At 72.9% G+C, this 26,019-nt stretch carries 23 protein-coding genes, 2 tRNA genes and 1 pseudogene; 9 read left to right on the top strand and 17 right to left on the bottom strand.

Annotation, left to right across the window (positions count from 1 at the left end):
• Positions 1-33: 33 nt before the first annotated feature.
• The 6 genes from O7626_RS06185 to O7626_RS06160 all read right to left on the bottom strand — a co-directional run bounded on the left by O7626_RS06185 (position 34) and on the right by O7626_RS06160 (position 5,178).
• On the bottom strand, positions 34-687 hold the full coding sequence (locus tag O7626_RS06185; RefSeq protein ID WP_278060113.1) for a DUF998 domain-containing protein: 654 nt from the start codon (positions 685-687) through the stop codon (positions 34-36).
• A gap of 118 nt (positions 688-805) precedes the next feature.
• Positions 806-1,849, bottom strand: a complete 1,044-nt coding sequence (locus O7626_RS06180; protein WP_278060111.1) for an ROK family protein — start codon at positions 1,847-1,849, stop codon at positions 806-808.
• Positions 1,850-1,894: 45 nt separating this feature from the next.
• Positions 1,895-2,050, bottom strand: a complete 156-nt coding sequence (locus O7626_RS06175) for a hypothetical protein (protein ID WP_278060110.1) — start codon at positions 2,048-2,050, stop codon at positions 1,895-1,897.
• A gap of 220 nt (positions 2,051-2,270) precedes the next feature.
• Positions 2,271-3,416, bottom strand: coding sequence for a cystathionine gamma-lyase (locus O7626_RS06170; protein WP_278066071.1), 1,146 nt, complete (start codon positions 3,414-3,416; stop codon positions 2,271-2,273).
• A 47-nt stretch (positions 3,417-3,463) separates the two neighbouring features.
• Positions 3,464-4,459, bottom strand: a complete 996-nt coding sequence (locus O7626_RS06165; protein WP_278060108.1) for an NAD(P)H-dependent glycerol-3-phosphate dehydrogenase — start codon at positions 4,457-4,459, stop codon at positions 3,464-3,466.
• A complete protein-coding gene (locus O7626_RS06160; protein WP_278060106.1) occupies positions 4,456-5,178 on the bottom strand; it encodes a lysophospholipid acyltransferase family protein in 723 nt (240 codons plus the stop codon). The genes O7626_RS06165 and O7626_RS06160 overlap by 4 nt, the downstream gene beginning before the upstream one ends.
• 160 nt (positions 5,179-5,338) lie before the next feature.
• On the opposite strand from O7626_RS06160, the gene cofC reads away from it, so the two are divergent.
• The 5 genes and pseudogenes from cofC (at position 5,339) to O7626_RS06135 (ending at position 11,399) form a co-directional block, all read left to right on the top strand.
• Positions 5,339-5,983 carry a 2-phospho-L-lactate guanylyltransferase gene (cofC, locus tag O7626_RS06155; protein WP_278060105.1) on the top strand — a complete coding sequence of 215 codons (645 nt, stop codon included), beginning with the start codon at positions 5,339-5,341 and terminating at the stop codon, positions 5,981-5,983.
• Positions 5,984-6,053: 70 nt separating this feature from the next.
• Positions 6,054-6,251 (top strand): cold-shock protein, encoded by a 198-nt coding sequence (locus tag O7626_RS06150; RefSeq protein ID WP_278060103.1) that lies wholly within the window; start codon positions 6,054-6,056, stop codon positions 6,249-6,251.
• Between the two features lie 455 nt (positions 6,252-6,706).
• A pseudogene (locus tag O7626_RS06145) lies at positions 6,707-8,827 on the top strand (RNA degradosome polyphosphate kinase); the annotation flags it as partial.
• A gap of 68 nt (positions 8,828-8,895) precedes the next feature.
• Positions 8,896-10,425 (top strand): CYTH and CHAD domain-containing protein, encoded by a 1,530-nt coding sequence (locus O7626_RS06140; RefSeq protein WP_278060101.1) that lies wholly within the window; start codon positions 8,896-8,898, stop codon positions 10,423-10,425.
• Positions 10,413-11,399, top strand: coding sequence for a bifunctional NUDIX hydrolase/histidine phosphatase family protein (locus O7626_RS06135; protein ID WP_278060099.1), 987 nt, complete (start codon positions 10,413-10,415; stop codon positions 11,397-11,399). Before O7626_RS06140 ends, O7626_RS06135 begins: the two co-directional genes overlap by 13 nt.
• Before the next feature lie 205 nt (positions 11,400-11,604).
• On the opposite strand, the gene O7626_RS06130 is transcribed toward O7626_RS06135, so the two are convergent.
• The 3 genes from O7626_RS06130 to leuC all read right to left on the bottom strand — a co-directional run bounded on the left by O7626_RS06130 (position 11,605) and on the right by leuC (position 14,442).
• Positions 11,605-12,210 (bottom strand): HU family DNA-binding protein, encoded by a 606-nt coding sequence (locus tag O7626_RS06130; RefSeq protein ID WP_278060097.1) that lies wholly within the window; start codon positions 12,208-12,210, stop codon positions 11,605-11,607.
• Between the two features lie 174 nt (positions 12,211-12,384).
• On the bottom strand, positions 12,385-12,972 hold the full coding sequence (leuD, locus tag O7626_RS06125) for a 3-isopropylmalate dehydratase small subunit (protein ID WP_278060095.1): 588 nt from the start codon (positions 12,970-12,972) through the stop codon (positions 12,385-12,387).
• A 15-nt stretch (positions 12,973-12,987) separates the two neighbouring features.
• Positions 12,988-14,442 (bottom strand): 3-isopropylmalate dehydratase large subunit, encoded by a 1,455-nt coding sequence (leuC, locus tag O7626_RS06120; RefSeq protein WP_278060093.1) that lies wholly within the window; start codon positions 14,440-14,442, stop codon positions 12,988-12,990.
• A 49-nt stretch (positions 14,443-14,491) separates the two neighbouring features.
• On the opposite strand from leuC, the gene O7626_RS06115 reads away from it, so the two are divergent.
• Positions 14,492-15,178 (top strand): IclR family transcriptional regulator, encoded by a 687-nt coding sequence (locus tag O7626_RS06115; RefSeq protein WP_101370253.1) that lies wholly within the window; start codon positions 14,492-14,494, stop codon positions 15,176-15,178.
• A gap of 17 nt (positions 15,179-15,195) precedes the next feature.
• Here the strand turns inward: O7626_RS06115 and O7626_RS06110 are convergent, their stop codons facing one another.
• The 4 genes from O7626_RS06110 to O7626_RS06095 form a co-directional block, all read right to left on the bottom strand.
• Positions 15,196-15,426: a hypothetical protein gene (locus O7626_RS06110; protein ID WP_278060090.1), complete on the bottom strand. Its 231-nt coding sequence runs from the start codon at positions 15,424-15,426 to the stop codon at positions 15,196-15,198.
• Between the two features lie 473 nt (positions 15,427-15,899).
• A tRNA-Glu gene (locus O7626_RS06105) sits at positions 15,900-15,972 on the bottom strand.
• A gap of 81 nt (positions 15,973-16,053) precedes the next feature.
• Positions 16,054-16,128 (bottom strand) — tRNA-Gln (locus O7626_RS06100).
• A 103-nt stretch (positions 16,129-16,231) separates the two neighbouring features.
• The gene (locus tag O7626_RS06095; protein WP_278060088.1) at positions 16,232-17,035 is read right to left on the bottom strand and encodes a fumarylacetoacetate hydrolase family protein; all 804 of its coding nucleotides are present in this window, start codon (positions 17,033-17,035) and stop codon (positions 16,232-16,234) included.
• Positions 17,036-17,189: 154 nt separating this feature from the next.
• On the opposite strand from O7626_RS06095, the gene O7626_RS06090 reads away from it, so the two are divergent.
• The gene (locus O7626_RS06090) at positions 17,190-19,106 is read left to right on the top strand and encodes a hypothetical protein (protein WP_278060086.1); all 1,917 of its coding nucleotides are present in this window, start codon (positions 17,190-17,192) and stop codon (positions 19,104-19,106) included.
• Between the two features lie 16 nt (positions 19,107-19,122).
• Here the strand turns inward: O7626_RS06090 and O7626_RS06085 are convergent, their stop codons facing one another.
• Together O7626_RS06085 and O7626_RS06080 are read right to left on the bottom strand one after the other, a co-directional pair.
• On the bottom strand, positions 19,123-20,508 hold the full coding sequence (locus O7626_RS06085; RefSeq protein ID WP_278060084.1) for an IS4 family transposase: 1,386 nt from the start codon (positions 20,506-20,508) through the stop codon (positions 19,123-19,125).
• A gap of 874 nt (positions 20,509-21,382) precedes the next feature.
• Positions 21,383-22,182, bottom strand: a protein-coding gene (locus O7626_RS06080; protein ID WP_278066070.1) for an IS5 family transposase whose coding sequence is annotated in 2 segments (ribosomal slippage) — positions 21,383-21,846 and positions 21,846-22,182 — 801 coding nt in all. Because the reading frame shifts where the segments join, the coding sequence is not laid out codon by codon here.
• A 133-nt stretch (positions 22,183-22,315) separates the two neighbouring features.
• On the opposite strand from O7626_RS06080, the gene O7626_RS06075 reads away from it, so the two are divergent.
• Positions 22,316-23,197 carry a 3-methyladenine DNA glycosylase gene (locus O7626_RS06075; protein WP_278060082.1) on the top strand — a complete coding sequence of 294 codons (882 nt, stop codon included), beginning with the start codon at positions 22,316-22,318 and terminating at the stop codon, positions 23,195-23,197.
• Positions 23,198-23,270: 73 nt separating this feature from the next.
• Here O7626_RS06075 and O7626_RS06070 read toward each other — a convergent pair whose 3' ends face one another.
• Positions 23,271-24,038 (bottom strand): SDR family oxidoreductase, encoded by a 768-nt coding sequence (locus O7626_RS06070; RefSeq protein ID WP_278060080.1) that lies wholly within the window; start codon positions 24,036-24,038, stop codon positions 23,271-23,273.
• A 78-nt stretch (positions 24,039-24,116) separates the two neighbouring features.
• Positions 24,117-24,833 (bottom strand): TetR/AcrR family transcriptional regulator, encoded by a 717-nt coding sequence (locus O7626_RS06065; protein WP_278060078.1) that lies wholly within the window; start codon positions 24,831-24,833, stop codon positions 24,117-24,119.
• Positions 24,834-24,926: 93 nt separating this feature from the next.
• Between O7626_RS06065 and O7626_RS06060 the strand changes: the two genes are divergently transcribed.
• On the top strand, positions 24,927-25,964 hold the full coding sequence (locus O7626_RS06060) for an aminotransferase class V-fold PLP-dependent enzyme (RefSeq protein ID WP_278060076.1): 1,038 nt from the start codon (positions 24,927-24,929) through the stop codon (positions 25,962-25,964).
• The last annotated feature ends 55 nt before the right edge of the window (positions 25,965-26,019 follow it).

The following is a 26,019-nucleotide window of genomic DNA, read 5'->3' as shown; positions in this document are numbered from 1 at the left end:
GGCCGGCGGGCGGGGGGCGTGGCGGTGGCACGGTCAGCGGTTGGCACGGTCGCCGGTGACCCGGTGCAGCCGGACGACCAGGACCGCGAGCAGCGCCATCTCGACGAGTACCAGGATCCGCTCGACCAGGCCCATCATCACCCGTCCACCGGGAAAAGCGACGTAGTAGAGCGCGAGCAGGGCGAGCACGCTGGTTCCGGCCAGCACCCGCAGTGGGCGTACGGCGTCCCGCCAGCGCGCGTCGGCGGCAAGCCGCCGGACCGCCACCAGCGTCGCGATCGGCAGCGCGACGAAGGCAGCCACCGAGACGTAGCGGTGCAGGTAGCCCCGGGTACTCAGCTCGGCCGCCCCGAGCGGGTCGGTCGGGACCAGCGCCGAGCTGATCAGCCCGAGGCACCAGACCAGCAGCAGCGCCTCGGCGAGGCGTCCCACCTCGACCCGGGCGGCCCGCAACGCCAGCGGTACGGCCAGCGAGGTGACGCCGAGGACCAGGATCGCGAGGTTCATCGGCCAGCCGTTGTTCGACACCGCGTAGTCGCTGATCGTGAGCGACAGCGGACTCATCCCGGGGTCGGGGGCGAGGTGTGCCGCGACGCCCAGAGTCGCCGTCGCGACGATGCCGAGGGCGGCGACCAGGGTCAGCGGTCGGGCGGCGGTCCACGGCTGGGTCAGGGATCTGGCCATCATGTGACCAGCGTCGTCGCGCCGGCGTAGTGGCGAATCCGGCGTGATCCCGGAGCGATCCCGGGGTTCTGCGACCCTGAGCCGGTCAGGGTGGGGTCTCCCCTACCGCCGGCTCTCCCGGTTACCCCACCGTCGGAGCGGCGGCTCCGTCCAGCAGCTTCAGCGCGGCGATGGCGGCGCCCCGGGCCCCGGCCATGTCGAGATCCGGTACCAGCGCGAACCGGGCCCGTTCGGCCTGCTCGGTGCGGAGCGTGGTGTGCTCCCGTACGGTGGCCAGGAACCAGTTCCGGAAGTCCGGCGTCGCCTCCACCACGCCACCCCCGACGAAGTACCCGTCCGGGTCGGTGAAGTTGGCGACGATGGTGAAGAGCCGGCCCAGCGCCATCGCCTGCTGCTCGAAGATCCGCAGCGCCATCGGGTCGCCGTCCACCCCGTACGACCGGACCTGCCTGGCGGCGCCGACCGGGTCGAGTTCGGCGAGCGGGTGCCCGGCGTACCGGCCCAGCCAGTACGGCAGCAGGTTGCGCCGGATGCCGGTCAGCGAGGCGACGCTCTCCACGTCCCCGACGAACCCGCAGTTGCAGACCGGCACCGGCTGGCCCTCGGCGAGCAGGCCGAACATCGGGATGTGCACGTGGCCGAGTTCGCCGGCCATCCCGGCGGTGCCGGTCACCACCCGCCCGTCGACGACCACGCCACCGCCGAGCCCGGTCCCGACGATCGCGGAGACCGAGGAACGCCGTGCCGCCTCGGCAGCGAAGTACGAGTGGTGGGCGTAGAGCGCGGCCGCGTTGCCGTCGTTGTGGTAGACCACCGGAACGCCGAGCCGGCGTTCCAGGGCGCCCCGGATGTCGAATCCGCGCCAGCCCGGCTGGGAGAAGTTCGTCGAGCCCTTCGACGAGATGACCCCGGTCGCACTGGCCGGCCCCGGGGTGTCCAACCCGACCGCCCGGACCTGCTCCCGCCCGGTGCCGGTACGCGCCAGTACCTGCTCCATCGCCGCCGCGAGCGCCTCGACCGCCGCGTCCGGCCCCTCCAGCACCCGGCACGGGGTCTCGACCAACTGGTCGACCAGGAACCGCCCGGTCGCGTCCAGCACGGTGGCGTTGTTGCTGTTACCGCCGTTGTCGAGCCCGACCACGACCGGTACTTCCGAGTTCGCCATGGTGTGCCTCCCCGGTGCGCGCCCGACCGATCTCCATACCCTGCCCTACCCGGCGTAGTCCCGCACCCCCCTGGCCGCCTGCCGGATCCCGGAGCGGGCCACCTCGACGGCGGACGGCGGTACCCCGATCTGGAGACTGTCGAGCTGCCCCGCCTGTGCGCCCAGCCAGCCACGGTGCCCCGCCTGCACCCAGCCAGCCACGGTGCCCCGCCTGTGCACCCAGCTCGACAGTCTCCCCGGCGGATAGTCCCCGGCCGGGCGCGAAGCGTCCCGATCCCAGCGCCCGGCCCTCGACCCTCGACCCTCGGCGCTCGACCCACGGTCCCCGGGCCACGCCTCCGGGCCCCGGGCCACGCGCCACGCCACGGGCCACGGATTCTCGGCCGCCGCGCCCGGCAGGACAGCGGCGAGTCGGGACGCGTCAGGCCGGGCCGGCCGCGTCCAGCGCGGTGGTCAGGTCGGCGACCAGGTCGGCGGCGTCTTCTACCCCGCAGGAGAGCCGGACGAATCCGGGCGACACGTCGTCGCCCCACTGGGCCCGCCGGTCGGCGCTGGTGTGCAGGCCGCCGAAGGAGGTCGCCGCGAAGACCAGCCGGCTCGCGGTCAGGAACCGCGCCACCCGGCCGGCGTCGCCGAGGTCGAACGCGACGATCCCGGGCACCCGGCGGAGCTGCCGGCTGGCGACCGGGTACGCGGGGTCGTCGGCCAGCCCCGGCCAGCGTACGCCGGAGACGTCGGAGCGGGCCCGCAGTGTCGCCGCCACCGCCGCCGCGTTGGCGCTCTGCCGGGCCAGCCGCAGGTCCAGGGTGGCCAGTGAGCGGTGCGCCAGCCACGCGTCGAAGGCGCCCGGAATGGCGCCGGTGGTGGTCCGCCAACCCCGGATCGTGTCCAGCAGGCGCGCGTCCCGGCCGGCAACATAGCCGAGCAGCAGGTCCGAGTGCCCGGTCAGCGCCTTGGTGCCGGAGGCGACCACCAGGTCCGCGCCGAGGTCCAGCGGTCGCTGGCCGAGTGGCGTGGCGGTGGTGTTGTCGACCGCGAGCAGCGTGCCGGCGGCGTGTGCCCGGCCGGCGAGCTCGGCGATGTCGCAGACGTCCAGACCCGGGTTGGCCGGCGTCTCGACCAGTACCAGGCGCACTCCGTCGAAGGACGGGTACGGGCCGGCGGTCGGCACGAACTCGACCCGTACGCCGATGCCGCGCAGCGTCTCGGCGGCGAACGCCCGCACCGGGAAGTATCCGTCGGTGGGAAGCAGCACCGTGTCGCCGGGCCGGAGCACCGCCAGGAGCAGCGCGGTGATCGCCGCCTGCCCGCTGGCGAAGGCGAGGCACTCTTCTCCACCTTCCAGCTCGGCGATTGCCGTCTCCAGCCCGCGCCGGGTCGGATTGTCCGGCCGGCCGTACCCGTTCGGGGCCGCGTCCGGGCCGCCCGCCGGGTCCAGGTGGTAGGGGGCGGCGAAGACCGGACCGGGCAGGAACGGCTCCCCCGGTACCGGTTCCGGCAGGCCGGCGTGCACGCACCGGGTGCCGTCGCCGTAGTCCGCCCGGTCGTCGGGCCGGCCGGCTCGCACCCCGTCCGCCGGCTCGGGGGTACCGCCCGGCCGCGGCCGGGCGCCGCTCACTCCGGCCTCGGCTTGCGGCTCATCAGGGCCGCCATCGCGGCGTGCGGGTCGGCGCCCTCGTGGCAGACCCGCTCGACCTGCTCGGTGATCGGCATCTCCACGCCGTGCGCCCGGGCCAGGTCCCGGATCGCCAGGCAGCTCTTCACCCCCTCGGCGGTCTGCCGGGTCGCCGCCTGCGCCTCCTCCAGGGTCGCCCCCCGGCCCAGCTGCTCGCCGAAGGTGCGGTTCCGGGCCAGTGGCGACGAGCAGCTGGCCACCAGGTCGCCGAGGCCGGCCAGCCCGGCGAAGGTGAGCGGGTCGGCGCCGAGCGCCACCCCGAGCCGGGCGGTCTCGGCCAGCCCCCGGGTGATCAGGGTCGCCCGGGTGTTGTCGCCCAGCCCCATCGCGGTGGTGATGCCGTACGCCAGCGCGATCACGTTCTTGACCGCACCGCCCAGCTCGCAGCCGATCACGTCGTCGTTGGTGTACGGCCGGAAGTACGGCGTGTTCACCGACGCCTGCACCAGGGTCGCCCGGTCGGTGTCGGTGCAGGCGACCACGGTCGCGGCGGGCTGCTCGGCGGCGATCTCGGGGGCGAGGTTGGGGCCGGAGACCACCACGACCCGGTCCGCCGCCACCCCGGCGGTCTCCACGATCACCTCGCTCATCCGCTTGGTGGTGCCCAGCTCGATCCCCTTCATCAGGGAGACCAGCGTGGAGTCGGGCTCCAGCTGCCCGGCCCACTCGGCCAGGTTGCCGCGCAGGGTCTGCGAGGGCACCGCCAGCACCACCAGGTCGGCACCGGTGATCGCCTCGGCGGGCTCGGCGGTGGCGCGTACCGCCGCCGGCAGGCGCAGCCGGGGCAGGTAGTCGGGGTTGCTGCCGGTGCTGCGGATCGCCTCTACCACCTCCGGTCGACGGGCCCAGATCCGCACGTCGCGGCCGGCGTCGGCGAGCACCTTGGCGAAGGCGGTACCCCAGGAGCCGGCACCGAGCACGGCGACATGGCTCATGCCCGCTCTCCGGTCCGCCGGTTTTGTTGGGCCGACCAGAGCGGCGGTGGTGTCCCGCCCCGGACCTCGGCGAGCATGTCGCGCAGCCGCAGCATGATGGCGTCGGTCATCTCGTCGAGTACGGTCTTGGTCGGCACCGCGCCGCTCCAGCGGGCCAGGTCCACCGGCGGTCCGGCGACCACCGTCACCGGCGTACGCGGACGCAGGCTGACCTTCTTGTCGCGCGGGTCGAAGATCCGCTGCGGCCCCCACATCACCACCGGCACCACCGGAGCGCCGGTGGCCAGGGCCAGCCGGGCCGCGCCGGTCTTGCCCCGCATCGGCCACAGCTCCGGCTCCCGGGTGGTGGTCCCCTCCGGGTAGATCACGACCGCCGCACCGGACCTGACCGCCCGCTCCAGCGTCTCCAGCGACCTGGCCGCGTCGACGGTGCCGCGCTCCACCGGGATCTGCCGGCACTTCAACAGGATCCGGCCGATCACCGGCACCTTGAAGACACTCGCCTTGCCCAGGAAGCTGGGCCAGCGGCCGGCGTCGTAGATGAAGTGCGCCGAGACCAGCGGGTCGAAGTGGGACAGGTGGTTCGGCACGATGATGATCCCGCCGGAGGGCGGGAGATGCTCCATGCCACGCCATTCGCGCCGGGTCCAGACGGTCAGCACCGGCTTGACCACCATGACGGCGAACCGCCCCCAGAACCCCAGCCTGCGCCGTCCCACTCTGCCTCCTCGTCGCCGCAACCCCTGGCGCGGCCCGGCCGGGTGCCGCCGCCCGCAGCGAAATCATGCCTGTTCGCCCCGGGTACGGCCAGCCAGGGGTGCGCACCGGGCGGGGTACGCCACCGGACGGGCGACCGCCGCGAGCTGGCAGGATTGTTCCGTGGCGGAGCGGAACTGGACCGTGGTGGTGCCGGTCAAGCGGCTCTGGTCGGCGAAGAGCCGGCTGCGCGGAGCGCTGGACGGCGTACCGCACGAGCTGCTGGCACTGGCGCTGGCCGAGGACACCGTCGAGGCGGTGCTCGGCTGCCCGGCCGTCGGACAGGTGCTGGTGGTGACCGCCGATCCGGAGGCCGGGCGTACCCTGGGCCGGCTCGGTGCCCGGATCGTGCCCGAACCGCCGGCCGCCGGGCTCAACCCCGCGTTCACCCGGGGCGCGGCAGCCGCCTCCGGCGGCCCGGTCGCGGCACTCACCGCCGACCTGCCCGCGCTGCGTCCGGCCGAACTGGCCGAGGCACTGCACGCCGCGAACGGGCCCGCCGGGGTACGCCGGTTCGTCGCGGACGCGCCCGGCACCGGCACCGTACTGCTCACCGCCACCGCCGGAGCGGCCCTGGACCCACGGTTCGGCCCGTACTCGGCGGCGGCGCACACGGCCTCCGGCGCCGGCCCGCTGACCGGCGCCTGGCCGACGCTGCGCCGCGACGTCGACACCCCGGCCGACCTGCGGGCCGCCGCCGCACTCGGGCTCGGCCGGCACACCGCAGCGCTGACCCGGCGGTCGGCGCCGGCCGGCGCCGAGCGCTGACCCACGCCCGCGCGGACCGCAGACCGCCGACCCGAGCGCCGGGCCGCACCCGCCGGTGTACGGTGCTGGCATGCAGGGCACGGTGGCCGACTACGACCCGCAGACCCGGACCGGCACGCTGCTGCTCGACGACGGCACCCGGGTCAGCTTCCCGGCGACCGCGTTCGACGCCTCCGGACTGCGCCTGCTCCGGCTGGGTCAGCGGGTCCGGCTGGAGCACGACGCGGCCGGCACGCTGGTCCGGATCACGCTGCCGACCTTCCCCTGACCCGCTGGGCCGAGTTCATTTTCCGTTAACCCGCGGCGGGGAATGATGATGTCGTGAGCACACCGCCGTCCCGCCGCACGACCCCACAACCGGGGACCGACTCCACCCGTACCCCGAGGACCAGCCGCACGCCCCGGGCCGGCCGGGCCGGCGGCGAACGCCCGACGGCATCCGGCCGGGCCGCCCGGTCGAAGGGGCGGCCGGAAGGGCACACCGACCGCGAGCCGGCCGCCGAACCGGACGGCACCGTCGAACCGGACACCGGCGCCGAACCGGACCGTTCGGCGGCCGTGGACCAGGCCGCGGACTCGGCCCGCGCCGAGACCGGCGGGCCGGACCGCAGCCCGGCGACCGGCCTGGCCGACAACCCGGAGCGGGGCCGGCGCGGCGGGGCGGCGACCGGGCCGGGCAGTCCCGTGCCGGAGAGCGGGCTGGCCGCCCGCCCGGCGACGACCGAGCCGGCCGCCGAACCGGTGGCGGAGCCGGCCGAACCGCTGCCGTCGGGGCGGTTCCTCAACCGGGAGCTGTCCTGGCTGGATTTCAACGCCCGGGTGCTGACCCTGGCCGAGGACCCGGACACCCCGCTGCTGGAGCGGGCCAAGTTTCTCGCCATCTTCGCCAACAACCTGGACGAGTTCTACATGGTCCGGGTCGCCGGCCTGAAGCGGAGGTTGCAGGCCGGGCTGCCGGTCCGGGGCGGCGACCAGATGCCGCTGACCACCCAGCTCGAACTCGTCTCCGAGCTGGCCGCCGACCTGGTCGCCCGGCACGCGGCCTGCTTCGTCGACGAGGTGATGCCGAAGCTGGCCACCGAGAACATCGCGCTGCTGCACTGGGCCGACCTGCCCACCCCGGAACGGCAGCGGCTGCGGACGTACTTCCGGGAGCAGATCTTCCCGGTACTCACCCCGCTCGCCGTCGACCCGGCACACCCGTTCCCGTACATCTCCAGCCGGTCGCTGAACCTGGCGGTGGTGGTCCGCGACTCCGACGGTGGCTCGGAACTCTTCGCCCGGGTCAAGGTGCCGAACAACGTGCCCCGGTTCGTCCGGGTGGAACGGGACGCGCCCGGCTACCGCTACCTGCCGGTGGAGGACCTGATCGCGGCCCACCTCGACCAGCTCTTCTCCGGGATGCAGGTGGTGGAGTGCCACCTGTTCCGGGTCACCCGCAACGCCGAGGTGGAGGTCGACGAGGACCGGGACGAGGACCTGCTGCAAGCCCTGGAACGGGAACTCGCCCGCCGCCGGTTCGGCCCGCCGGTACGCCTGGAGGTGGCCGCCTCCGTCTCCGACCACGTGCTCGAACTGCTGGTCCGGGAACTCGACATGGACAGCCAGGACGTGCTGCGGGTGCCGGGGCTGCTCGACCTGACCGCGCTCTGGCAGGTCTACAACGAGTCCAACCGGCCCGAGCTGAAGGACCCGCCGTTCGTGCCGGCCACCCATCCCCGGCTGGCCGAGGGCGAGGTGCCGCGCAGCGTCTTCGCCACCCTGCGCGACGGCGACATCCTGGTGCACCACCCCTACCACTCGTTCTCGACAAGCGTGCAGCGCTTCGTCGAGCAGGCCGCCGCCGACCCGAACGTGCTGGCCATCAAGCAGACCCTCTACCGAACCAGCGGGGACTCCCCGATCGTGGACGCGCTCATCGACGCGGCCGCCGCCGGCAAGCAGGTGGTGGTGCTGGTGGAGATCAAGGCGCGGTTCGACGAGGTGGCCAACATCGGCTGGGCCCGGGTGCTGGAGCGGGCCGGCTGCCACGTCGTCTACGGCCTGGTCGGGCTGAAGACGCACTGCAAGACCGCGCTCGTGGTCCGGCAGGAGGGCAACCAGATCCGCCGGTACTGCCACATCGGCACCGGCAACTACCACCCGAAGACGGCCCGGCTCTACGAGGACTTCGGGATGCTCACCGCCGACCCGGAGATCGGGGCCGACCTGACCGACCTGTTCAACGTGCTGACCGGGTACAGCCGGCAGACGTCGTACCGGCGGCTGCTGGTGGCGCCGCAGGGCGTCCGGCGCGGCCTGATCGAGCGGATCGACGGCGAGATCGACCGGGCCCGGAAAGGGCTGCCGGCACTTGTCCAGTTCAAGGTCAACGCCCTGGTCGACGAGGCGATCGTGGACGCGCTCTACCGGGCCTCCCGGGCCGGGGTGCACGTGGACCTGCTGATCCGGGGAATGTGCACGCTGCGGCCGGGTGTCCCGGGACTGTCGGAGAACATCCGGGTCCGGTCGATCCTCGGCCGCTTCCTCGAACACTCCCGGGTGTTCCGGTTCGGCACCGGGCTCGCCGCCGACGCCCCGGACGGCGGTGTCGAGTTCTGGATCGGCTCGGCCGACCTGATGCACCGCAACCTGGACCGCCGGGTGGAGGCCCTGGTGCAGGTGACCGACCCGACCGCGCGGGCCGAGCTGGACATGCTGCTGACCACCGCGATGAGCCCGGGGGTCGAGGCGTTCGAGTTGACCGGGGACGGCCGCTGGATCAGGCGCACGGGCAGCCCGGACGCGCCGCTGGTGAACCTCCAGGAGGCGCTGCTGCGCCGGGTCGCCGGTGGTGCCGGGTGATGCGACGGGGCGTGGTCACGCGGCGGCGGCCGGTCGGCCGTACCGACATTCCGGACTAGGCTTGCCCGATGTTGGAGGAGGAGCGGAAGTACGACGTCGAACCCGGTTTCGCCCTGCCCGACCTCGCCACGGTCGTGCCGGACGGGGTACGGGTGGTGCGGATGCCGCCGGTGACGCTCACCGCCAGCTATCTCGACACCGCCGACCTGCGGCTGGCCCGTGCCGGGGTGTCGCTGCGACACCGCAAGGGTGACGAGCTGCCCTGGACTGTCAAACTTCCCGCCGACAGCCCCGGCGTCCGGCACGAGGTCTCCCGCCAGGGCCGGCCGAAGAGTCCGCCAACCGAGCTGGTGGGGCTGGTCACCGCGTACTCCCGGGGCGCCGAGCTGCGGCCGGCCGTGCTGGTCCGCACCGTGCGCCAGGCGTACGAGCTGCGCGACGGCGCCGACCGGGTACTCGCCGAGATCGCCGACGACGCGGTGCAGGTACGCGACGGCAAGCAGGTCCGGTCGACGTTCCGGGAGATCGAGGTGGAACGCAAGGAGGGCGGGCCGGAGCTGCTCGACGTGCTGGAGTCGGCGCTGACCGCAGCCGGCGCCCGGGCCGGGAACTTCGTCCCGAAGCACGTCCGGGCGCTCGGTCCGGCGGCCGAGGCCGCACCCGACCTGGTGCCGGCCGGTGAGCTGCCGGCGCGGCCCAGTGCCGGCGACGTGGTCGCCGCGGCGGTCCGCCGCGGCGTCGGCCGGCTGCTCGGGCACGATCCGCTGGTCCGGTTGCGGGCGCCGGTCGGCGACGACGACACCGCGGTGCACCAGATGCGGGTCGGCTGCCGGCGGCTCCGCAGCGACCTGCGCACGTTCGGGCCGCTGGTCCGCAAGGCGTGGGCGAAGCCGCTGCGGGACGAGCTGAAGTGGCTGGCCGGAATACTGGGCCTCGCCCGGGACGCGGAGGTGCTGCGGGCCCGGCTGTCCCGGACGGCCGCCGCCGACCCGCTCGGCCCGCTGGACGCCGCGGCGGTACGCCGGATCGACGCGGTGCTGGCGGCCCGGCACGAGGCGGCACTGGCCGCCGTCGACGAGGCGCTCGGCTCGCAGCGGTACCGCGACCTGGTCGAGGCGCTCGTCGACGCCACCCGGGCACCGCAGTTGACCGACCGGGCCGACGCGCCGGCCGACAAGGTGCTGCCCCGGCTGGTGGCCCGGCCGTGGCACCGGCTGACCGACGGCGACGACGAGGTCGACGGCGCCGCCGACCTGGACCCGGCCGCCCCGGACGAGCGCTGGCACGCGGTACGCATCAACGGCAAGCGGGCCCGGTACGCCGTCGACGCCGTCGCCGGGGTCCTCGGCGGCGACGCGGCGAAGCTGGCCAAGGCGCTGGCGAAGGTGCAGGACCTGCTCGGCGAGCACCAGGACGCGGCGGTGGCCGCGCAGACCTGGCTCGCCATCGCCGAGCAGGAGCCGGGCGACCACGCCGTCGCGGTCACCGCCGGCCGGTTGGCGGAGCGGGAGCGGGCAGCCGTCCGCACCGCCCGGTCGGCCTTCCCGGCCGCGTGGCGCCGGGCGAGCGGGAAACGCCGGACGGCATGGCTGCGGTGACCCCGGTCCGGGCGGCCGGCGGGGTGGTCTGGCGCCACTCGCCCGCCGGTGTGCGGGTCTGCCTGGTGCACCGTCCCCGCTACGACGACTGGTCGCTGCCGAAGGGCAAGCTGGATCCCGGGGAACATCCGCTGACCGCCGCGGTGCGCGAGGTGGCCGAGGAGGCCGACGTGCTCGGGGTGCCACAGGTGCGGCTGCGCCCGGTGCACTACCTGATGCGCGACGGTGCGCCGAAGACCGTCGAGTTCTGGTCGATGCGGGCCGCCGGCAGCGGCGGTTTCCAGCCGGGGACCGAGGTGGACGACGTACGCTGGCTGCCGCTGGCCGAAGCCGTCCGGCTGGTCAGCTATCCGCACGACGTCGCAGTGCTGGAGGACTTCGCCGCCCTGCCGCAGGTGAGCGCGGAGTTGGGCCTGGTCCGGCACGCCTCGGCCGGCAAGCGGGGCACCTGGTCCGGGCCGGACACCGCCCGACCGCTCGACGACGCCGGGGTGGCGCAGTCTCGGGAGTTGGCCGGACTGTTGGCGCCGCTCCGCCCGGTACGCCTGCACTCGGCGGCAGCCCGGCGCTGTGTGCAGACGTTGCAGCCGCTGGCCGAGCTGCTCGACCGGCCGATCGAGGTGGATTCCGCGCACGACGAGCCGAAGCCGGGGCAGGACGAGGAGGAGAACGCCCTGGCCGCCGCCGCGGCGCTGCTCGAACTTGCCCGGTACGGCGAACCCGCGGCGGTCTGTAGCCAGGGAAAGGTGATCCCGCAGGCGTTGCTCCGGTTGGCCGCCGCGTCGACCGCCTGGCCCGGTGCGGCTGCGGCGGACGAGTCCGTCGGTGCGGTCGGCCCGGAGCGGCTGCCGGGCTCGGTGCAGGAGTTCCGGACCGCGAAGGGCACCGGCTGGCTGCTCGCCTTCGGCGGGGACCGACTGGTCGCCGCCAGCCGGCTCGACGCCGCCGACCGCTGCGCCGTCCCCGCGTCCTGACCGGCCCGGACGCGGGCTCTGCCGGGCCGACCACTGCACGGGTACACCCAAGCCGGCCCGGGGCTTTCGGGCCGTCCTGGAGCCGCTGAGCGGCGTTAACGCCCCCGTCGTCGGCCGGGGAGGCCCCTGTCGGGCCGGGATTCCCGGTACGGACAACGTGAAGGGCGCCCCCGGACGGACCGGAGGCGCCCTGGCGGTAGCCGGATCAGCGCTTGGCAGCCTTCTTGGCCGGCGCCTTCTTGGCCGTGCTGGCCTTCTTGGCCGCCGTGCTCTTGGTTGCCGTGCTCTTGGTCGCCGTCTTCTTGGCCGCCGTGCTCTTCTTGGCCGCCGTGGTCTTCTTGGCCGTGGTCGTCTTCTTGGCCGTGGTGGCCTTGGTGCCGCCGGTCTTCTTCGCCGGAGCCGTCTTCTTCGCCGCCGCCTTGGTGGCGGTCGTCTTGGCGGGCGCCGCCTTCTTGGTCGTCGTCTTCTTGGCGGTGGTCGACTTGGCCGTCGACGCCGTCGCGGTCTTCTTCGCCGCCACGGTGTTCTTCGGGGCCTTGCCGCTGGCCACCATCTCCTTGAACCCGGCGCCCGGCCGGAAGGCCGGAACCGATGTCTTCTTCACCTTCACCGATTCGCCGGTCCGAGGGTTGCGGGCTGTTCGAGCACCGCGCACGCGCTTTTCGAACACCCCGAACCCGGTGATGGCCACCCGGTCTCCCTTGGTGACCGCCGCCTGGACCTCCGCGAGGACCGCGTCGAGCGCCGACGTCGCCGTCTTCCGGTCTCCCAGACGAGCGGCGAGAGCCTCGATGAGCTCGGCCTTGTTCACGACTTCCCTCCCAATGTGCAACTGGACTCAACGCGAGCCATTCTGCGCGCACGGTATGCCCTGTGCCACCGGGACACAAACATCTGCTCGAAAAAACCCATTGTGTCGCAACGGATTCGCCCCCGCCGGGTGTACCGGCGGGGGCGAAAACGACTGTGCGGTCGGCGGTTCGGCCTATGCCACCACGGGCCGGAAGGAGGATCGCCGGGCCTCGTACGCCGCGATGTCCGCCTCGTGCCGGAGGGTGAGTCCAATGTCGTCCAAACCCTCGATCAGCCGCCACCGGCTGAAGTCGTCCATCGGGAAGGACCAGGTGTCCTCCCCGGCCCGGACCTCCCGGGCGGTCAGGTCGACCGTGATCCGGGCCGTCGGGTCGGACTCGACCAACTCCCACAATGCCTCGACAGCCTTCAATTCAAGCTCGACCGGCAGGAGCCCTTCCTTGAGCGCGTTCCCCCGGAAGATGTCCCCGAAGCGGGGGGCGATGACGGACTTGAACCCCCAGTCGCGCAACGCCCACACCGCGTGCTCGCGGGAGGAGCCGGTGCCGAACTCGGGGCCGGCGACGAGAATCGATGCCCCGGAATATGAGGAATCGTTGAGAACGAATGCCGGATCTTCCCGCCAGGCGCTGAAGAGGCCGTCGGCAAAGCCGGTCCGGGTCACCCGCTTGAGGTACACGGCGGGGATGATCTGATCGGTATCCACGTTGGACCGGCGCAGCGGGACCGCCGTACCGGTGTGCACGGTGAACTTGTCCATCTCAGGTCAGCCCCTTCACAGGTCGGCCGGCGCGGCCAGTCGGCCCACCACGGCGGTGGCGGCGGCGACCGGTGGCGAGACCAGGTGGGTACGCCCGCCCCGGCCCTGCCGGCCCTCGAAGTTACGGTTGGAGGTCGAGGCCGAGCGCTGGCCCGGCTTGAGGGTGTCCGGGTTCATGCCCAGGCACATCGAGCAGCCGGCGAACCGCCACTCGGCGCCGGCCGCGGTGAAGACCTTGTCCAGCCCCTCCTGCTCGGCCGCCTCGCGGACCGCCGCCGAGCCCGGTACGACGAGCATGCGTACCCCGTCGGCGACCTGGTGCCCGCGCAGCACGTCGGCGGCGGCCCGGAGGTCCTCCAGCCGGCCGTTGGTGCAGGAGCCGACGAAGACCACGTCCACCGGTACGTCCCGCAGCCGGGTCCCCGGCTTGAGGTCCATGTACTCCAGCGCGCGCCGGGCGGCGGTCTGCTCGGCGTCGGTGACGAACTCCTCCGGGTCCGGAACGGCGGCGTCCAGCGCGGTGCCCTGACCGGGGTTGGTGCCCCAGGTGACGAACGGGCTGATCCGGCCGGCGTCCAGCACCACCTCGCTGTCGAAGGTCGCACCCTCGTCGGTGGGGAGGGTCCGCCAGTATTCGACGGCGGCGTCCCAGTCGGCGCCCTGCGGGGCGTTCGGCCGCCCCTTCAGGTAGGCGAAGGTGGTCTCGTCCGGTGCGATCATCCCGGCCTTGGCGCCCCACTCGATCGACATGTTGGCGATGGTCATCCGGCCTTCCATGGAGAGCCGGCTGATCGCCTCGCCCCGGTACTCCACGATGTGACCGCGCCCGCCGCCGGTGCCGACCTGGGCGATCAGCGCCAGCACCAGGTCCTTGGCGGTGACCCCCGGCCCCAGCTCGCCGGTCACGGTCACCGCCATGGTCTTCGGGCGGTTCTGCGGCAGGGTCTGGGTGGCGAGGACGTGCTCGACCTCGCTGGTGCCGATCCCGAAGGCCAGCGCGCCGAACGCGCCGTGGGTGGCGGTGTGTGAGTCGCCGCACACGATGGTCAGGCCCGGCTGGGTGAGCCCGAGCTGCGGCCCGATCACGTGCACGATGCCCTGGTTGTCGTCGCCGAGCGGATGCAGCCGGAGGCCGAACTCGGCGCAGTTGCGGCGCAGCGTCTCGATCTGGGTCCGCGAGGTCGGGTCGGCGATGGTAAGCAGGTCACCGCGCCGGGACCGGAACGACGGGTCGTCGTAGCCGGTCGGGGTGTTGTGGTCCTCGGTCGCGAGCGTGAGATCGGGCCGGCGGACCCGGCGATCCGCCAGCCGCAGCCCGTCGAAGGCCTGCGGGCTGGTCACCTCGTGCAGCAGGTGCAGGTCGATATAGAGCAGATCCGGCTCACCGTCAGCGGATCGCACCACGTGAGCATCCCAGACCTTCTCGGCCAGGGTCCTGGGCGAGGACGGCTCCGGAGTGACTCCCACCATCTGGACATCCTAAATTCTGGGAGGTAGGTTTCGGCTTGTGGGACACAGTATGAGCGGTGTCGGCGTTCTCGACAAGGCGGTGGTCATCCTGGCCGCCTGCGTCGACGGCGCCAGCCTGGCCGAACTCGTCGATCGCACCAAGCTGCCCCGGGCCACCGCACACCGGTTGGCCCAGGCCCTGGAGATCCATCGAATGCTGGTCCGGGACACCCAGGGACGCTGGCGCCCCGGGCCACGCCTGGGCGAGCTGGCGAACGCCGCGCCCGACGTGCTGCTGACCGCGGCCGAGCCACTGCTCTCGGCGCTCCGGGACGCCACCGGCGAGAGTGCCCAACTCTATCTGCGCCGGGCCGACGAGCGGATCTGCGTGGCCGCCGCCGAGCGGGCCAGCGGGCTGCGCGACACGGTGCCGGTCGGCTCGGTGCTGCCGATGACCGCCGGTTCCGCCGCGCAGATCCTGCTGGCCTGGGAACCGCCGGAGGCGGTCATGCCACTGCTGCCCCGCTGCAAGTTCACCGGCCGCACCCTGGCCGAGGTACGCCGCCGGGGTTGGGCGCAGAGCGTCGCCGAGCGGGAGGCCGGGGTGGCGAGCGTCTCCTCGCCGATCCGGGACCGGACCGGTCGGGTGATCGCCGCGATCAGCATCTCCGGGCCGATCGAGCGGCTCGGCCGGCGCCCCGGCGACCGGCACGCGATGGCGGTGGTCCGGGCCGGTCAGCGGCTGAGCGGCCTGTAGACCACTGCGTCGGACCGCTACGCACCCACCGCCGCCGCACCGCCCACCGCCCGCCGCCAGACCGCCCGCCGCCGCACCGCCCGCCGCCAGACCGCCCGCCGCCGCACCGCCCGCCGCCAGACCGCCCGCCGCCGCACCGCCCGCCGCCAGACCGCCCGCCGCCGAATTGTCGACCGCCGACTCGCCGCCGGGACGGCCGGACACCTCTCGGTCCGCAGACTGTCGAGCTGCCCCGCCGGTGCGCCCACTCTCCGCACCGGTCCGGGGACGACGTGCGAAGCCGTCCAGGACGACGTGCGGAGCGTTAGGGACCGACCCACGGAGCGTCCGGGGACGACGGCAGGAGCGACGGGGACGACGCCTGGACTTTTCGGGACGGACGTCGGGCTGGCCGGCGCAATGCCGGAATTGTCGCGCCCTGTTTGTGCACCCAGCTCTACAGTCTGCGCGTCGAACTATCCCTGCCGGGCCGGACAAGGCCGGTCCGTGTGCGGGCAACCCCAGGCCAACGGCCAGCCGGCCGGCAAGTCCGGCAAGTCCGGCTTTCGCCGGACGTGGTCAGCGGTTTCGGGTGCCTGCTCCCACGTGGTGTGCGATGCTCGACATCGGGAACCGACCTCGGCGCGCCCGAGCCGGCCGCGAAGGCTCCGGTATGAGAACGGGCTCCGGCATGAGCACAGGGAATGGCCCGTGTCACCGGAGTGACACGGGCCGTCGATCGTAGCCCCGACCGGATTCGAACCGGCGCTACCGCCTTGAGAGGGCGGCGTCCTAGGCCGCTAGACGACGGGGCCAGGACTTTCCGTTGTTGACCTTGCGATCAACGCTGCTGAACTCTATCAGAGACCAGCTACCGGTGCCCTTTCGGGCTTCGGTGGCTGGGGTACCAGGACTCGAACCTAGACTAACTGAACCAGAATCAGTCGGGCTGCCAATTACCCCATACCCCATCGGTGCTTGCCGCACCGAAAGCGAACTTTACCGGACCCGGCAGTGGAGACCAAATCGGGTCGGTGCCGGGCGGCGGACGCACCGCCACCCGGCCCTCGTGGCTCAGTCGAGCGCCACCACCGGGTTCGACAGCTCGCCGATGCCGCCGACGCGGACCGTGACGGTATCCCCGTCGACGATCGGACTAACCCCCGCCGGGGTGCCGGTCAGCACCACGTCACCGGGCAGCAGCGTCATCACGTGCGAGATATAGGACACCAGGGTCGGAACGTCGAAGACCATGTCCTTGGTCCGGCCCAGCTGGCGTACCTCCATCTCGTCGGCGCCGCGACCCACCTCGCAGCGGACCTCGACGTCGCCGACGTCGAGGCCGGTGGAGATCCACGGTCCGAGCGGGCAGAACGAGTCGAAGCCCTTGGCCCGGGTCCACTGGCCGTCCGAGCGCTGCAGGTCCCGCGCGGTCACGTCGTTGGCGCAGGTGTAGCCGAAAACCGCACGGGCGGCGGCGGCACGGTCGGCCCGGCGGGCACCGGGCGGTCCTATCACCACGGCCAGCTCGGCCTCGTGCTCGACCTGCTTGGACTGGGCCGGCAGCCGGATCGCGTCCCGGGGGCCGATCACCGAGGTCGACGGCTTGAGGAAGAGCAGCGGCTCGGCCGGTACGTCGTTGCCGAGTTCGGTGGCGTGCTCGACGTAGTTGCGTCCGACACACACCACCTTGCTGGGCAGGATCGGCGAGAGCAGCCGGACGTCCGCCAGCGCCCAGCGCGCGGTGGTGAACCGGATCTCGCCGAACGGGTGGCCCTCGATCTCGGCCACCGTCAGGCCCTCGGGACCGGCCTCCGGGTCACCCTCGACCACGCCGAACGACATTCCCTTTGCATGAGCGAAACGAGCGATACGCACCCGGCCAATCTATCCCCACGGCGAGCGGGCACCGCTGCCGCGTACGGCGGGTCGGCACCCTACCCGAGCGGCCGGGCCGCCGACGGAGCTTCGATCCTTCCCGGCCGGCCGGCCACCCGTCCGGCTTAGCGTCTGGGCGGGAGGAGACTTCGTGATGCCTGCATCGATCCGACTACGTGCGGTGGGGGCGGTGATCGCGGGTTGCCTGCTGACCGGTACGGCGCCCGGCGCCCCGGCCCAGGCGGCCGAGACCCCCGCCCAGCCCAGGGCCGCCATCCAGCCGGCCGCCGCCCCGGTCCGGCCGACCGCCCCGCTGATCACCCTGGCGATGGCTACGTCCGGCGATCCGGCGCCCCGCTACGACATCCGGGTACGCAACGGCACCGACGGCATGGTGAAGACGACCGTCCGGCAGGAGCTGCCGGCGGGCGCCACCCCGGCGATGATCAGCCAGGGCGGCCTGGCCAGCGTGCCCGGCACCACGCCCGGACAGCTCGGCACCGAGGTGGTCTGGCAGGTCCAGCTCGGCGCCCGCAGCAGCGCACTGCTGCACACCACCCTGGTGCCCCCGGCGCGCGGGATCGACGTCACCGCTCCAGCCTGTGCCTTCGTCGCGGGCGGCAACATGCCGTACGACTGCGCGACCGCGACCTGGAACCGGGCCCGGGCGGCCGCCGGCCCGGACGACCCGGCCCAGGCGCAGGCGGCCGCCTCGCCGCCCTGGTGGCGCCGGGGCGGCCTGCCGGCCACCGCGATCGCCGCGCTGGTGCTGCTCGTCGCGGCCGGTGGTGCGCTCTGGTGGCGGCGGCTGCGCCGACGGCGGGCCGCCGGCCAGGTCAACGCCACACCCGTGGACCGGGTCGACCGCCGGGCCGCGAAACGGGAGGCGAAACGGGAGGCGAAGCGCCTGGCGGCGGAGCGGCGGGCCGCCGAGCAACAGGCGGCCGGGGCGGCCCGGCGGGTCCGCAGGTCGGGCAGCCCGATCGCCCGGGCCAGGGCACGGGTACGCCGGGACCACAAGATCCCGGTGCCGGAGAGCGTACGGCGGGTCACCGGCCACCCGCGGATCGGCGGCGCGGCCGAGCAGTCCGCCCCGGCACCCGGCACCGGTGCTCCGCTGGGCGCCACCCGTGCCGGTGCCCACCTGGAGCAGCGCCGACCGGCCGACGACGCGGTACTCGACGACGGCCGGCTGCTCCGGGACGGCGGACTGGCCAGGGCCGACGAAACAGCCGGGGCCGACGGGACGGCCAGGGCCGACGGGACGGCCGGGGCAGCTGAAACGGCCGGGGTCGACGGGACGGCCGAGGCTGCCGGGACGATCGGGCCGGAGGGCCACGAGCCGGGCACCCTGGTCGGCATCGCCGGTGGAGCCCGCTACGTGGGCCGGGCGCCGGTACCGCCGCGCGCGCCCGTGCCGGACGGCGACGAGGAGCCGGCCGAGGAGGCCGTACCCGAGCCGCCTGAACCGACCGCCGAGGACCTCGCCCCGGTCGTCGGCCGGGCCCGCCCCGCCCCGCACCCGGCGGCCACCTACCGGCCGCCCCGCAGGCGTCCCCGGCCACCGGCCTGGGCGGCGGTCGGCTTCGCCGCCCTGCTTGCGGTGGCCCTGGCCGGTCTCACCGCCTGGACCGGGTCGAGCCAGGTCAGCGCGATCAACGGCGACCGGCAACCGTCCAGCGGGGCGTGGATCGGCCAGACCGTGGCCGGACCGCTCGGTACGGGGCTGCGGGAGAGCGCCTTCGAGTTCACCGTGTACCGGCTGGTCTGCCCACCGGCTCCCGGTGGCTGCCAGGCGATCCTCGGGGTACGCAACCTGACCGACAGGAGCCAGCAGTGGCACGGCACGCTGCAACGGGCGTACCTGCCCAGCGGGGACTGGGTCGGCGCCGACGTACCGGCCACGCAGGTCGCCAACGCCGGCAAGGACCCGTTCGCCGAGCCCGTGGCGGCCGGCCAGCGCATGATCACGCCACTGGTGTTCGCCTCGACGGGTGCGGCCGAGCCGACCCGGATCGAGCTGCGCAGCGCTGTCTTCTCCGCCGGGGTCAGCGTCGACGTGCCGCACTAGGGCCAATGCCGGGTAGTTAAGGGTCTGGGCTGGTCGTCAAGGCGGGCCCGGCGAGGATGGTGAGGCTGATGGTGGCCTGGTAGGTGCGCCGGTCGATGTTCGGGCCGCGGGCGTTGTACTTGGAGATCGCTCGTTTGACGGTGCGGGCGTTGACGCGGAGCCGGCGTTCGGGCAGGAGGTCGTCGAGGACGAGGCGGCCGATCTTGCCGACCAGGTCGATGATGGTGTCGGCGATGACACCGGCGGCGTTGATGACCTGGTCACGGGCGGTGTTGAGGGCGGTGGTGAAGCTGGCCCGGTCCGGGTCTGTGCCCGGCTCGCTGTTGGTGGCATCAGTCATCGCGGTGCGTAGGATCTGGTAGGTGACCAACAGTGCGTGGATCTCCTGATCGACGCCGGTCGGGGTCCGTGCCCGCAGCACCCGGCCGCCGAGGATGCTCGACTTGATCTCCAGGTAGGCGGTCTCGATTTCCCACCGCTCGTGATACAGCCGCAGGATCGCCGTGGCCGGGTAGGTGTCCGTGTCGAGCAGGGTGGTGATCAGCCGGTAGACACCGGTGACCGTGCCGGCCTTGGTCTTGATGCTGATCTCGGCGTCGATGACCCGTACCCGCTGGCCACCGAACACCGACCGGTAAGAGCCATCCCGGCAGCGATGGAGCACGGGCAGTTTAGGGCCGCCGCGGCCGGTCTTGGCCCGGACCAGCAGATGCGCCTGACGGCCGGTCACGAGGTTGAGCAGATGCCCGGCGGTGAAGTTGCGGTCGGCCAGCAACAGCGTGTCCGCCGGTAGCCGAGCGAGCAGGTCCTTGGCGTAGGTGGTCTCACCGGAGGTGATCGGCCCGAACACCGCGTCCATCACCGACCGGGTGCCACAGGCCATGATCGTGACCAGCCGCAGCATCGGATAGCTCGACCCGCCGGTACGGCCTCCACGCTGTTTGCTGTATCGGGTCAGGTTCGCCGCGCTGTCAGCCACGAACAACGTGGTGCCGTCGATCGCGCAGACCAGCAGCCCCCGCCAGCGCACCGGCCCGGCCATGCTGGCCGCCGGCCCGCGAAGCAGGTCGAACAACGCCCGTAACGGTTGCGGGCCGACCCGCTGGCGGGCCTTGGTCAACGCGGCCTCGCTCGGCTGCGCAACCGGCAACCCCTCAAGACCGGCGACCAGACGCTGCCACACCTGCCGGTACCCCGACTCGGCGAACAAACAGCCCGCGAGCAGCAGATACACCACCACCCGCGACGGCAGATCCCGCACCCGCCGCTGAAGACAGCGGGTCTGAGCCAGCGCAGCATCGACCATCTCGAACGGCACCTGCTGAGTCAGCTCACCCAGATGACCCGGCGCGAACCGGCCTGCCGCGACCCGCACCACACGTCTAATGACAGACTGAACCAACAGCGGGACTCCCGGCGGTAAGGCATGTCTTGGCGGACGTACCTCAGGAACCCTTCGATGTCGTCCGTGTCAACAGTGGTGCCGACATGGAACGAGGTCGGCACGCCCGCTCCCAGCTCCGGCAACAGAGCGAGGTAGCGAGTTGCGAGTTCCGGTGACGACCATGTCGGCGGATGCTCGATCGTCAGCACGAGGTCATCCGGTCTGGTCATGGTGCGAGACCGCCTCCGGCGCGGATACGCCTCATGACGCCTACCTCGTCGATGTAGAGCAGGTGGATCCCGTTCTTCCGCCTGTCTATGAGTGGAGAAACCACGTCCGAACGCTGCATCTGGCGGAGCGGGGTCTGCGCCTCCGTTAGCCCGCTGAACACGTAGACCACCCCGTTCCATCCGGCCGGCTGGCCGCTCGTGCTGACTGGCCCCCGGGCGCGCTGAATGACAGAGCATAGTCCTCGGCCTGGTCGATCTTGAACGCCCCCGGACCCGCCTTGTGCTCGACGGCGAAGGTTCCCGCTGGCAGTCCCAGACTCAGGTCCGTGCCGAAGTTGACATCGTCGGGGCTGGCGCCGCTTCGACATCAACGAAGACTCGAAAGGTACATCCAGCACGTACCGCTCCCCAGCTGGCGTACGGCCGATCCGCAGGTAGGCACTGAAGAGCTCGCCCTCGGACTTGCTGTCCGGCTGAAGGTCGAGCAAGTCGTCGAGGCCGCCCGGCGTGCCCGCCGTAGTTGGATCGCCGCGAGGTCATCGGCGGCAACCTGTCGGAGGGCACGTCGGAACTCGTCGTAGACACCTTCCGTCAACGGCCCTTGGTGGGCGGTGACGGGGCCGAGGATCTCTGCGTAGCCACGGCCATGCTTCTTAGAACTCCTAACTCTTTGAGTGTTGGAGGCGGCGCCAGCAGATGATGGCGCAGGCGAGGGTGAGGAAGGCTTCGTGGATGTCGTCGCGCATTTCCCAGCGGATGCGTAGGCGGCGGAACCAGTGAAGCAGCGCGATGGTCTGCTCGACGACCCAGCGGCGGGTGCCGAGTGCTGAGCCGTGTGAGGTACCGCGCCTGGCGATGACCGGGGTGATGCCCCTGGCACGTAGTTCCCGGCGGTACTTGTCGAAGTCGTAGCCACGGTCGCCGTACAGCGTGTCGGGTCGTTGTCGGGGGCGACCGCGGATGCCCTTCAGCGGTGGGATCGCCTCGACCAGGGGTACCAGTTGGGTGACGTCGTGCCGGTTGCCGCCGGTCAGACTCGCGGCGAGGGGGATGCCGCCCGCGTCGGTGATGACGTGGTGTTTCGAGCCTGGCTTGCGGCGGTCGACCGGGCTCGGTCCGGTTTTGGGCCGCCCTTGAGCGCCCGTATATGAGAGCCGTCGATCACCGCCCGCGACATGTCGAGTTGGCCGGCGGCCCGTAGTTTGGCCAGGAGGACCTCGTGCAGGCGTTGCCAGACGCCGGCGTCGTTCCAGTCCCGTAGCCTGCGCCAGCAGGTCATTCCCGACCCGAACCCCAACTCCCTGGGCAGGAACTCCCACGAGATCGCGGTGTAGAGCACGAACAGGATGCCGCAGAGCACGGTGCGGTCATTGAGGGGCTTACGGCCGGGATACCGGGCCCGCCGTGGCGGACGACGCGGCAGCAACGGCTCGATCTCGGCCCACAACTCGTCCGAGACGATCCACGGCGGCTGCTCACCCCTCCTCACATCCAGACAGAACGATCCCCACACCCACCGGATACGCCCAACCTCATTCTGTTAGGAGTTCTAAGTACCCGGCATTGGCACTAGGGCGGCGCCGTACCCTGGAGCGGTGACCGCCGCCCTCGCCCGTACCGTCGTGCTCGACGCGGCGCTGTGGCGGCGACGGCGGGCGGCCCACGAGCGGCGGGTGGACGAGTGGCTGGCGCCGCACCTCGCCCGGCGCGGCACCGGCATCCGGCACCCGGTGGAGGACTTCCTCTTCACCTACTACTCGCACCGGCCGGCGCAGTTGCGCCGCTGGCATCCGGGGGCCGGTGTGCTGCTCCGGGGTGCCGATCCGGCCGAGTTCGGCCGCGACTACCGGGCCGGGAACGGCGGCCTCACCCTCGACACCGAGGCGGTACGTCGGCGCCGGGGCGACTCGGTCGACTGGATCCGCACCCTGCTGAGCCGTACCGCGCGGCGACCCGGCCAGTTCGGCTGCTTCGGGATGCACGAGTGGGCGATGGTCTACCGGCAGACCCGGACGGAGGTGCGGCACGACGCCTGGCCGCTGCGGCTGGATCCCGAGCAGACCGCCCGGGTGGTGGAGGAGAACAGGATCCGGTGCAGCCACTTCGACGCGTACCGGTTCTTCACCCCGCCGGCCCGGCCGCTGAACCTGCTCGCCCCGAGCCGCGAGACCCAGCACGACAACGAGCAGCCGGGCTGCCTGCACGCCAACATGGATCTCTACAAGTGGGCGTACAAGCTCTCCCCGCTGGTGCCGAGTGAACTGGTCGCCGACGCGTTCGCGCTGGCCCGGGAGATCCGCGCCCTGGACATGCGGGCCAGCCCGTACGACCTGGCCGCGCTCGGCTACCCGCCGGTCCGGGTGGAGACCCCGGCGGGCCGGGCCGAGTACGCCGCCGCCCAGCGCGGTCTTGCCGAGCGGGCCGCGCCGCTGCGGGCCCGGCTGATCGCCGCGCTGGCCGCCGCCGTACCCGGCTGACGATCCGCGTCGGCAGCCAGCCGGTCGGCAGGTCGGCCAGCCGTCGGTCGAAGTGGTCGGAGTGGTCGGAGTATCAGACGATTCCGCCGTTGGCGCGCAGCACCTGGCCGTTGACCCAGCGTCCGGCCGGGCTGACCAGGAAGGCCACCACCTCGGCGATGTCGTCGGGAGTGCCGAGCCGCTCCAGCGGGACCTGCGCGGCGAGCTTGGCGACCCGCTGCTCGTCGTTGGCGCGCAGGAACAGGTCGGTGGCGGTCGGTCCGGGCGCGACGGCGTTGACTGTGACGTCCCGGCCGCGCATCTCCCGGGCCAGCACCATCGTCATCGCCTCGACCGCGCCCTTGCTGGCCGCGTAGGCGCTGTAGTTCGGGAAGGCGAGGCCGACGACCGAGGAGGAGAAGTTGACGAGTGCGCCGCCGGGTCGGAGCCGGCGTACCGCCTGCTGGTCGACGACGAAGGTGCCCCGGATGTTGGTCCGGTGCAGGTCGTCCAGGTCGGCCAGGTCGAGCTCGGCCAGTGGCGCCAGCGGCATCCGGCCGGCGGCGTGCACGACCGCGTCGACGCCGCCGAAGGTCCGCTCGGCGGTGTCGAAGAGTACGCCGACGGCCTGCTCGTCGGCCACGTCGGCGCGTACCGCGATCGCCCGGCCGCCGGCCGTTTCGACCTCGGCGACCGCGGCCTCGGCCTCGGTCTGGTTGCCGGCGTAGCCGACCAGCACGGCGAAGCCGTCGGCGGCGAGCCGGGTGACCACCCGGCGGCCGATGCCGCGCGAGCCGCCGGTGACCACCGCGGTACGGCCGGTCGGGGTGGCGGGGAGGTCCGGAGTGTTCGGGGTGGACACAGTCGATCTCCTTGCTGTTCTTGGCGTTCCTGCGCCTGTCCTGGTTGGTCGGTTCGAGCCGGGGCGGCCTCGGTCGGTTCAGGCGGTGCCGGGTCGGTCGGCGAGCCGGGTCAGCCACTCCAGCAGCAGGCCGGTTTCGGCCGGTGAGAGTGGACTGTCCGGCGCCGCCCGCAGCAGCGCGCCGAGATTCGCGGCGACCACCGCGATCCCGCCGCCCGGCCCGGCGGCCGGTTCCGGGCCGGCGGCCGGCTCCGGAGTGACGATGGCGCCGACGATCGCCTCGCGGACCCGGGTCGCCACCTGGGTGACGTCGGGGTAGAGGCTGGGCCGGGTGATCAGCAGCAGGGCGACACCGGCGTTCGCCGGCATCACCATCTGGGCCGCTAGCTGTGGACTGATCCGGAGTCGTCCGGCGGCGGCGCAGCGTTCGAGTACACCGAGCAGCAGGTGGTGCGCCTCGGCGGCGGCGGCCGGCGGGGTGGAGAGGCCGGGCGAGTACATCAGGCGGTAGAAGTTCGGGTTCTCCAGCGCGAAGGCGACGTGGTTGTCCCAGCCGTCCCGGAGGTCGCGGACCGGGTCGTCGGAGGGGACGGCCGCCCGCTTGCCGGCCAGGTACTGCTCGAAGCCGAAGTCGACCACCGCGGCCAGCAGGCCCTCCTTGTCCCCGAACTGCCGGTAGAGCACGGGTGCGCCCACCCCGGCCGCCTCGCAGACCGCCCGGGTGGAGACGTCCGCCTCCGGGGAGCGGGCCAGCAACGCCGCCGCAGCGTGCAGTATCCGTGTTCTCGTATCCACGTAAGCGACGATACAACCGGTTCCATGAGCAGTGCTACCGCCGAGCTGTAATCATCGTTACAGACCGGTGGACGGCAGGACTACGCTTGTCGAGTGGATCTCGACCAGGCGCGGCAGTTGTGGAAACCGGAGCCGGGCTGGCTGAACACCGCCAGCTACGGCCTGCCGCCGGAGCCGGCCTGGGAAGCGCTCCAGGCCGCCCTCGCCGACTGGCGCACCGGGCGTACCTCCTGGGAGGGCTGGGACGCGTCGACCACCCGGTCCCGGGCCGCCTTCGCCCGGCTGGTCGGAGTACCCGTCGAGGACGTGACAGTCGGAGCGACCGTCTCCCAGCTGCTCGCCCCGGTCGGCGCCGCACTTCCGGCCGGCGCCACCGTGCTGGTGCCGGAGGTGGAGTTCACCTCCAACCTCTTCCCCTGGCTGGTGCACACCGACCGTGGCGTCCGGGTCCGGACCGTGCCGCTCGACCGGCTCGCCGAGTCGGTCGACGCCGACACCGACCTGGTCGCCTTCAGCCTGGTGCAGTCGGCGGACGGCACCGTCGCCCGGTACGACGAGATCCTGGCCGCCGCCGAGGCGCACGACGCACTGACCGTGGTCGACGCCACCCAGGGCTGCGGCTGGCTGCCGTTCCAGGCGGGCCGGGCCGACGTGGTGGCGGTCGGGGCGTACAAGTGGCTGATGGCACCGCGCGGCGCGGCCTTCGGTTTCCTCAGCCCCCGGGTCCGGGACCGGTTCACCCCGCTGGCCGCCAACTGGTACGCCGGCTCCGACCCGCACGCCTCCTACTACGGACCGCCGCTGCGGCTGGCCGACGACGCCCGCCGATTCGACCTCTCGCCGGCCTGGTTCTGCTTCGTGGGCGCTGCCCCGGCCCTGGAACTCCTGGTCGAGGTGGGCCTGCCGGCGGTCCGGGAACACAACGTCGGGCTGGCCAACCGGTTCCTGGCCGGCCTCGGCCAGCCGCACCGGGACAGCGCGATCGTCACCGTCGACGTCCCCGGTGCGGCGGAGAAGCTGGCCGCGGCCGGGGTCCGGGCGGCGGTCCGGGCCGGTCGGGTACGCGCCTCGTTCCACCTCTACTCGACCGGGCACGACGTCGACCTGGCCCTCACCGCCCTGACCTCCTGAGTCTGAGCGGCCCACCACGACACCGGCCGGAGCACGGACACCGGGAGGCCGGCCG

Source organism: Micromonospora sp. WMMD1102 (assembly GCF_029626265.1).
In the GTDB taxonomy this organism is placed as follows: Bacteria; Actinomycetota; Actinomycetes; order Mycobacteriales; family Micromonosporaceae; genus Plantactinospora.
This window is presented reverse-complemented; position numbering and strand designations above follow the sequence as displayed.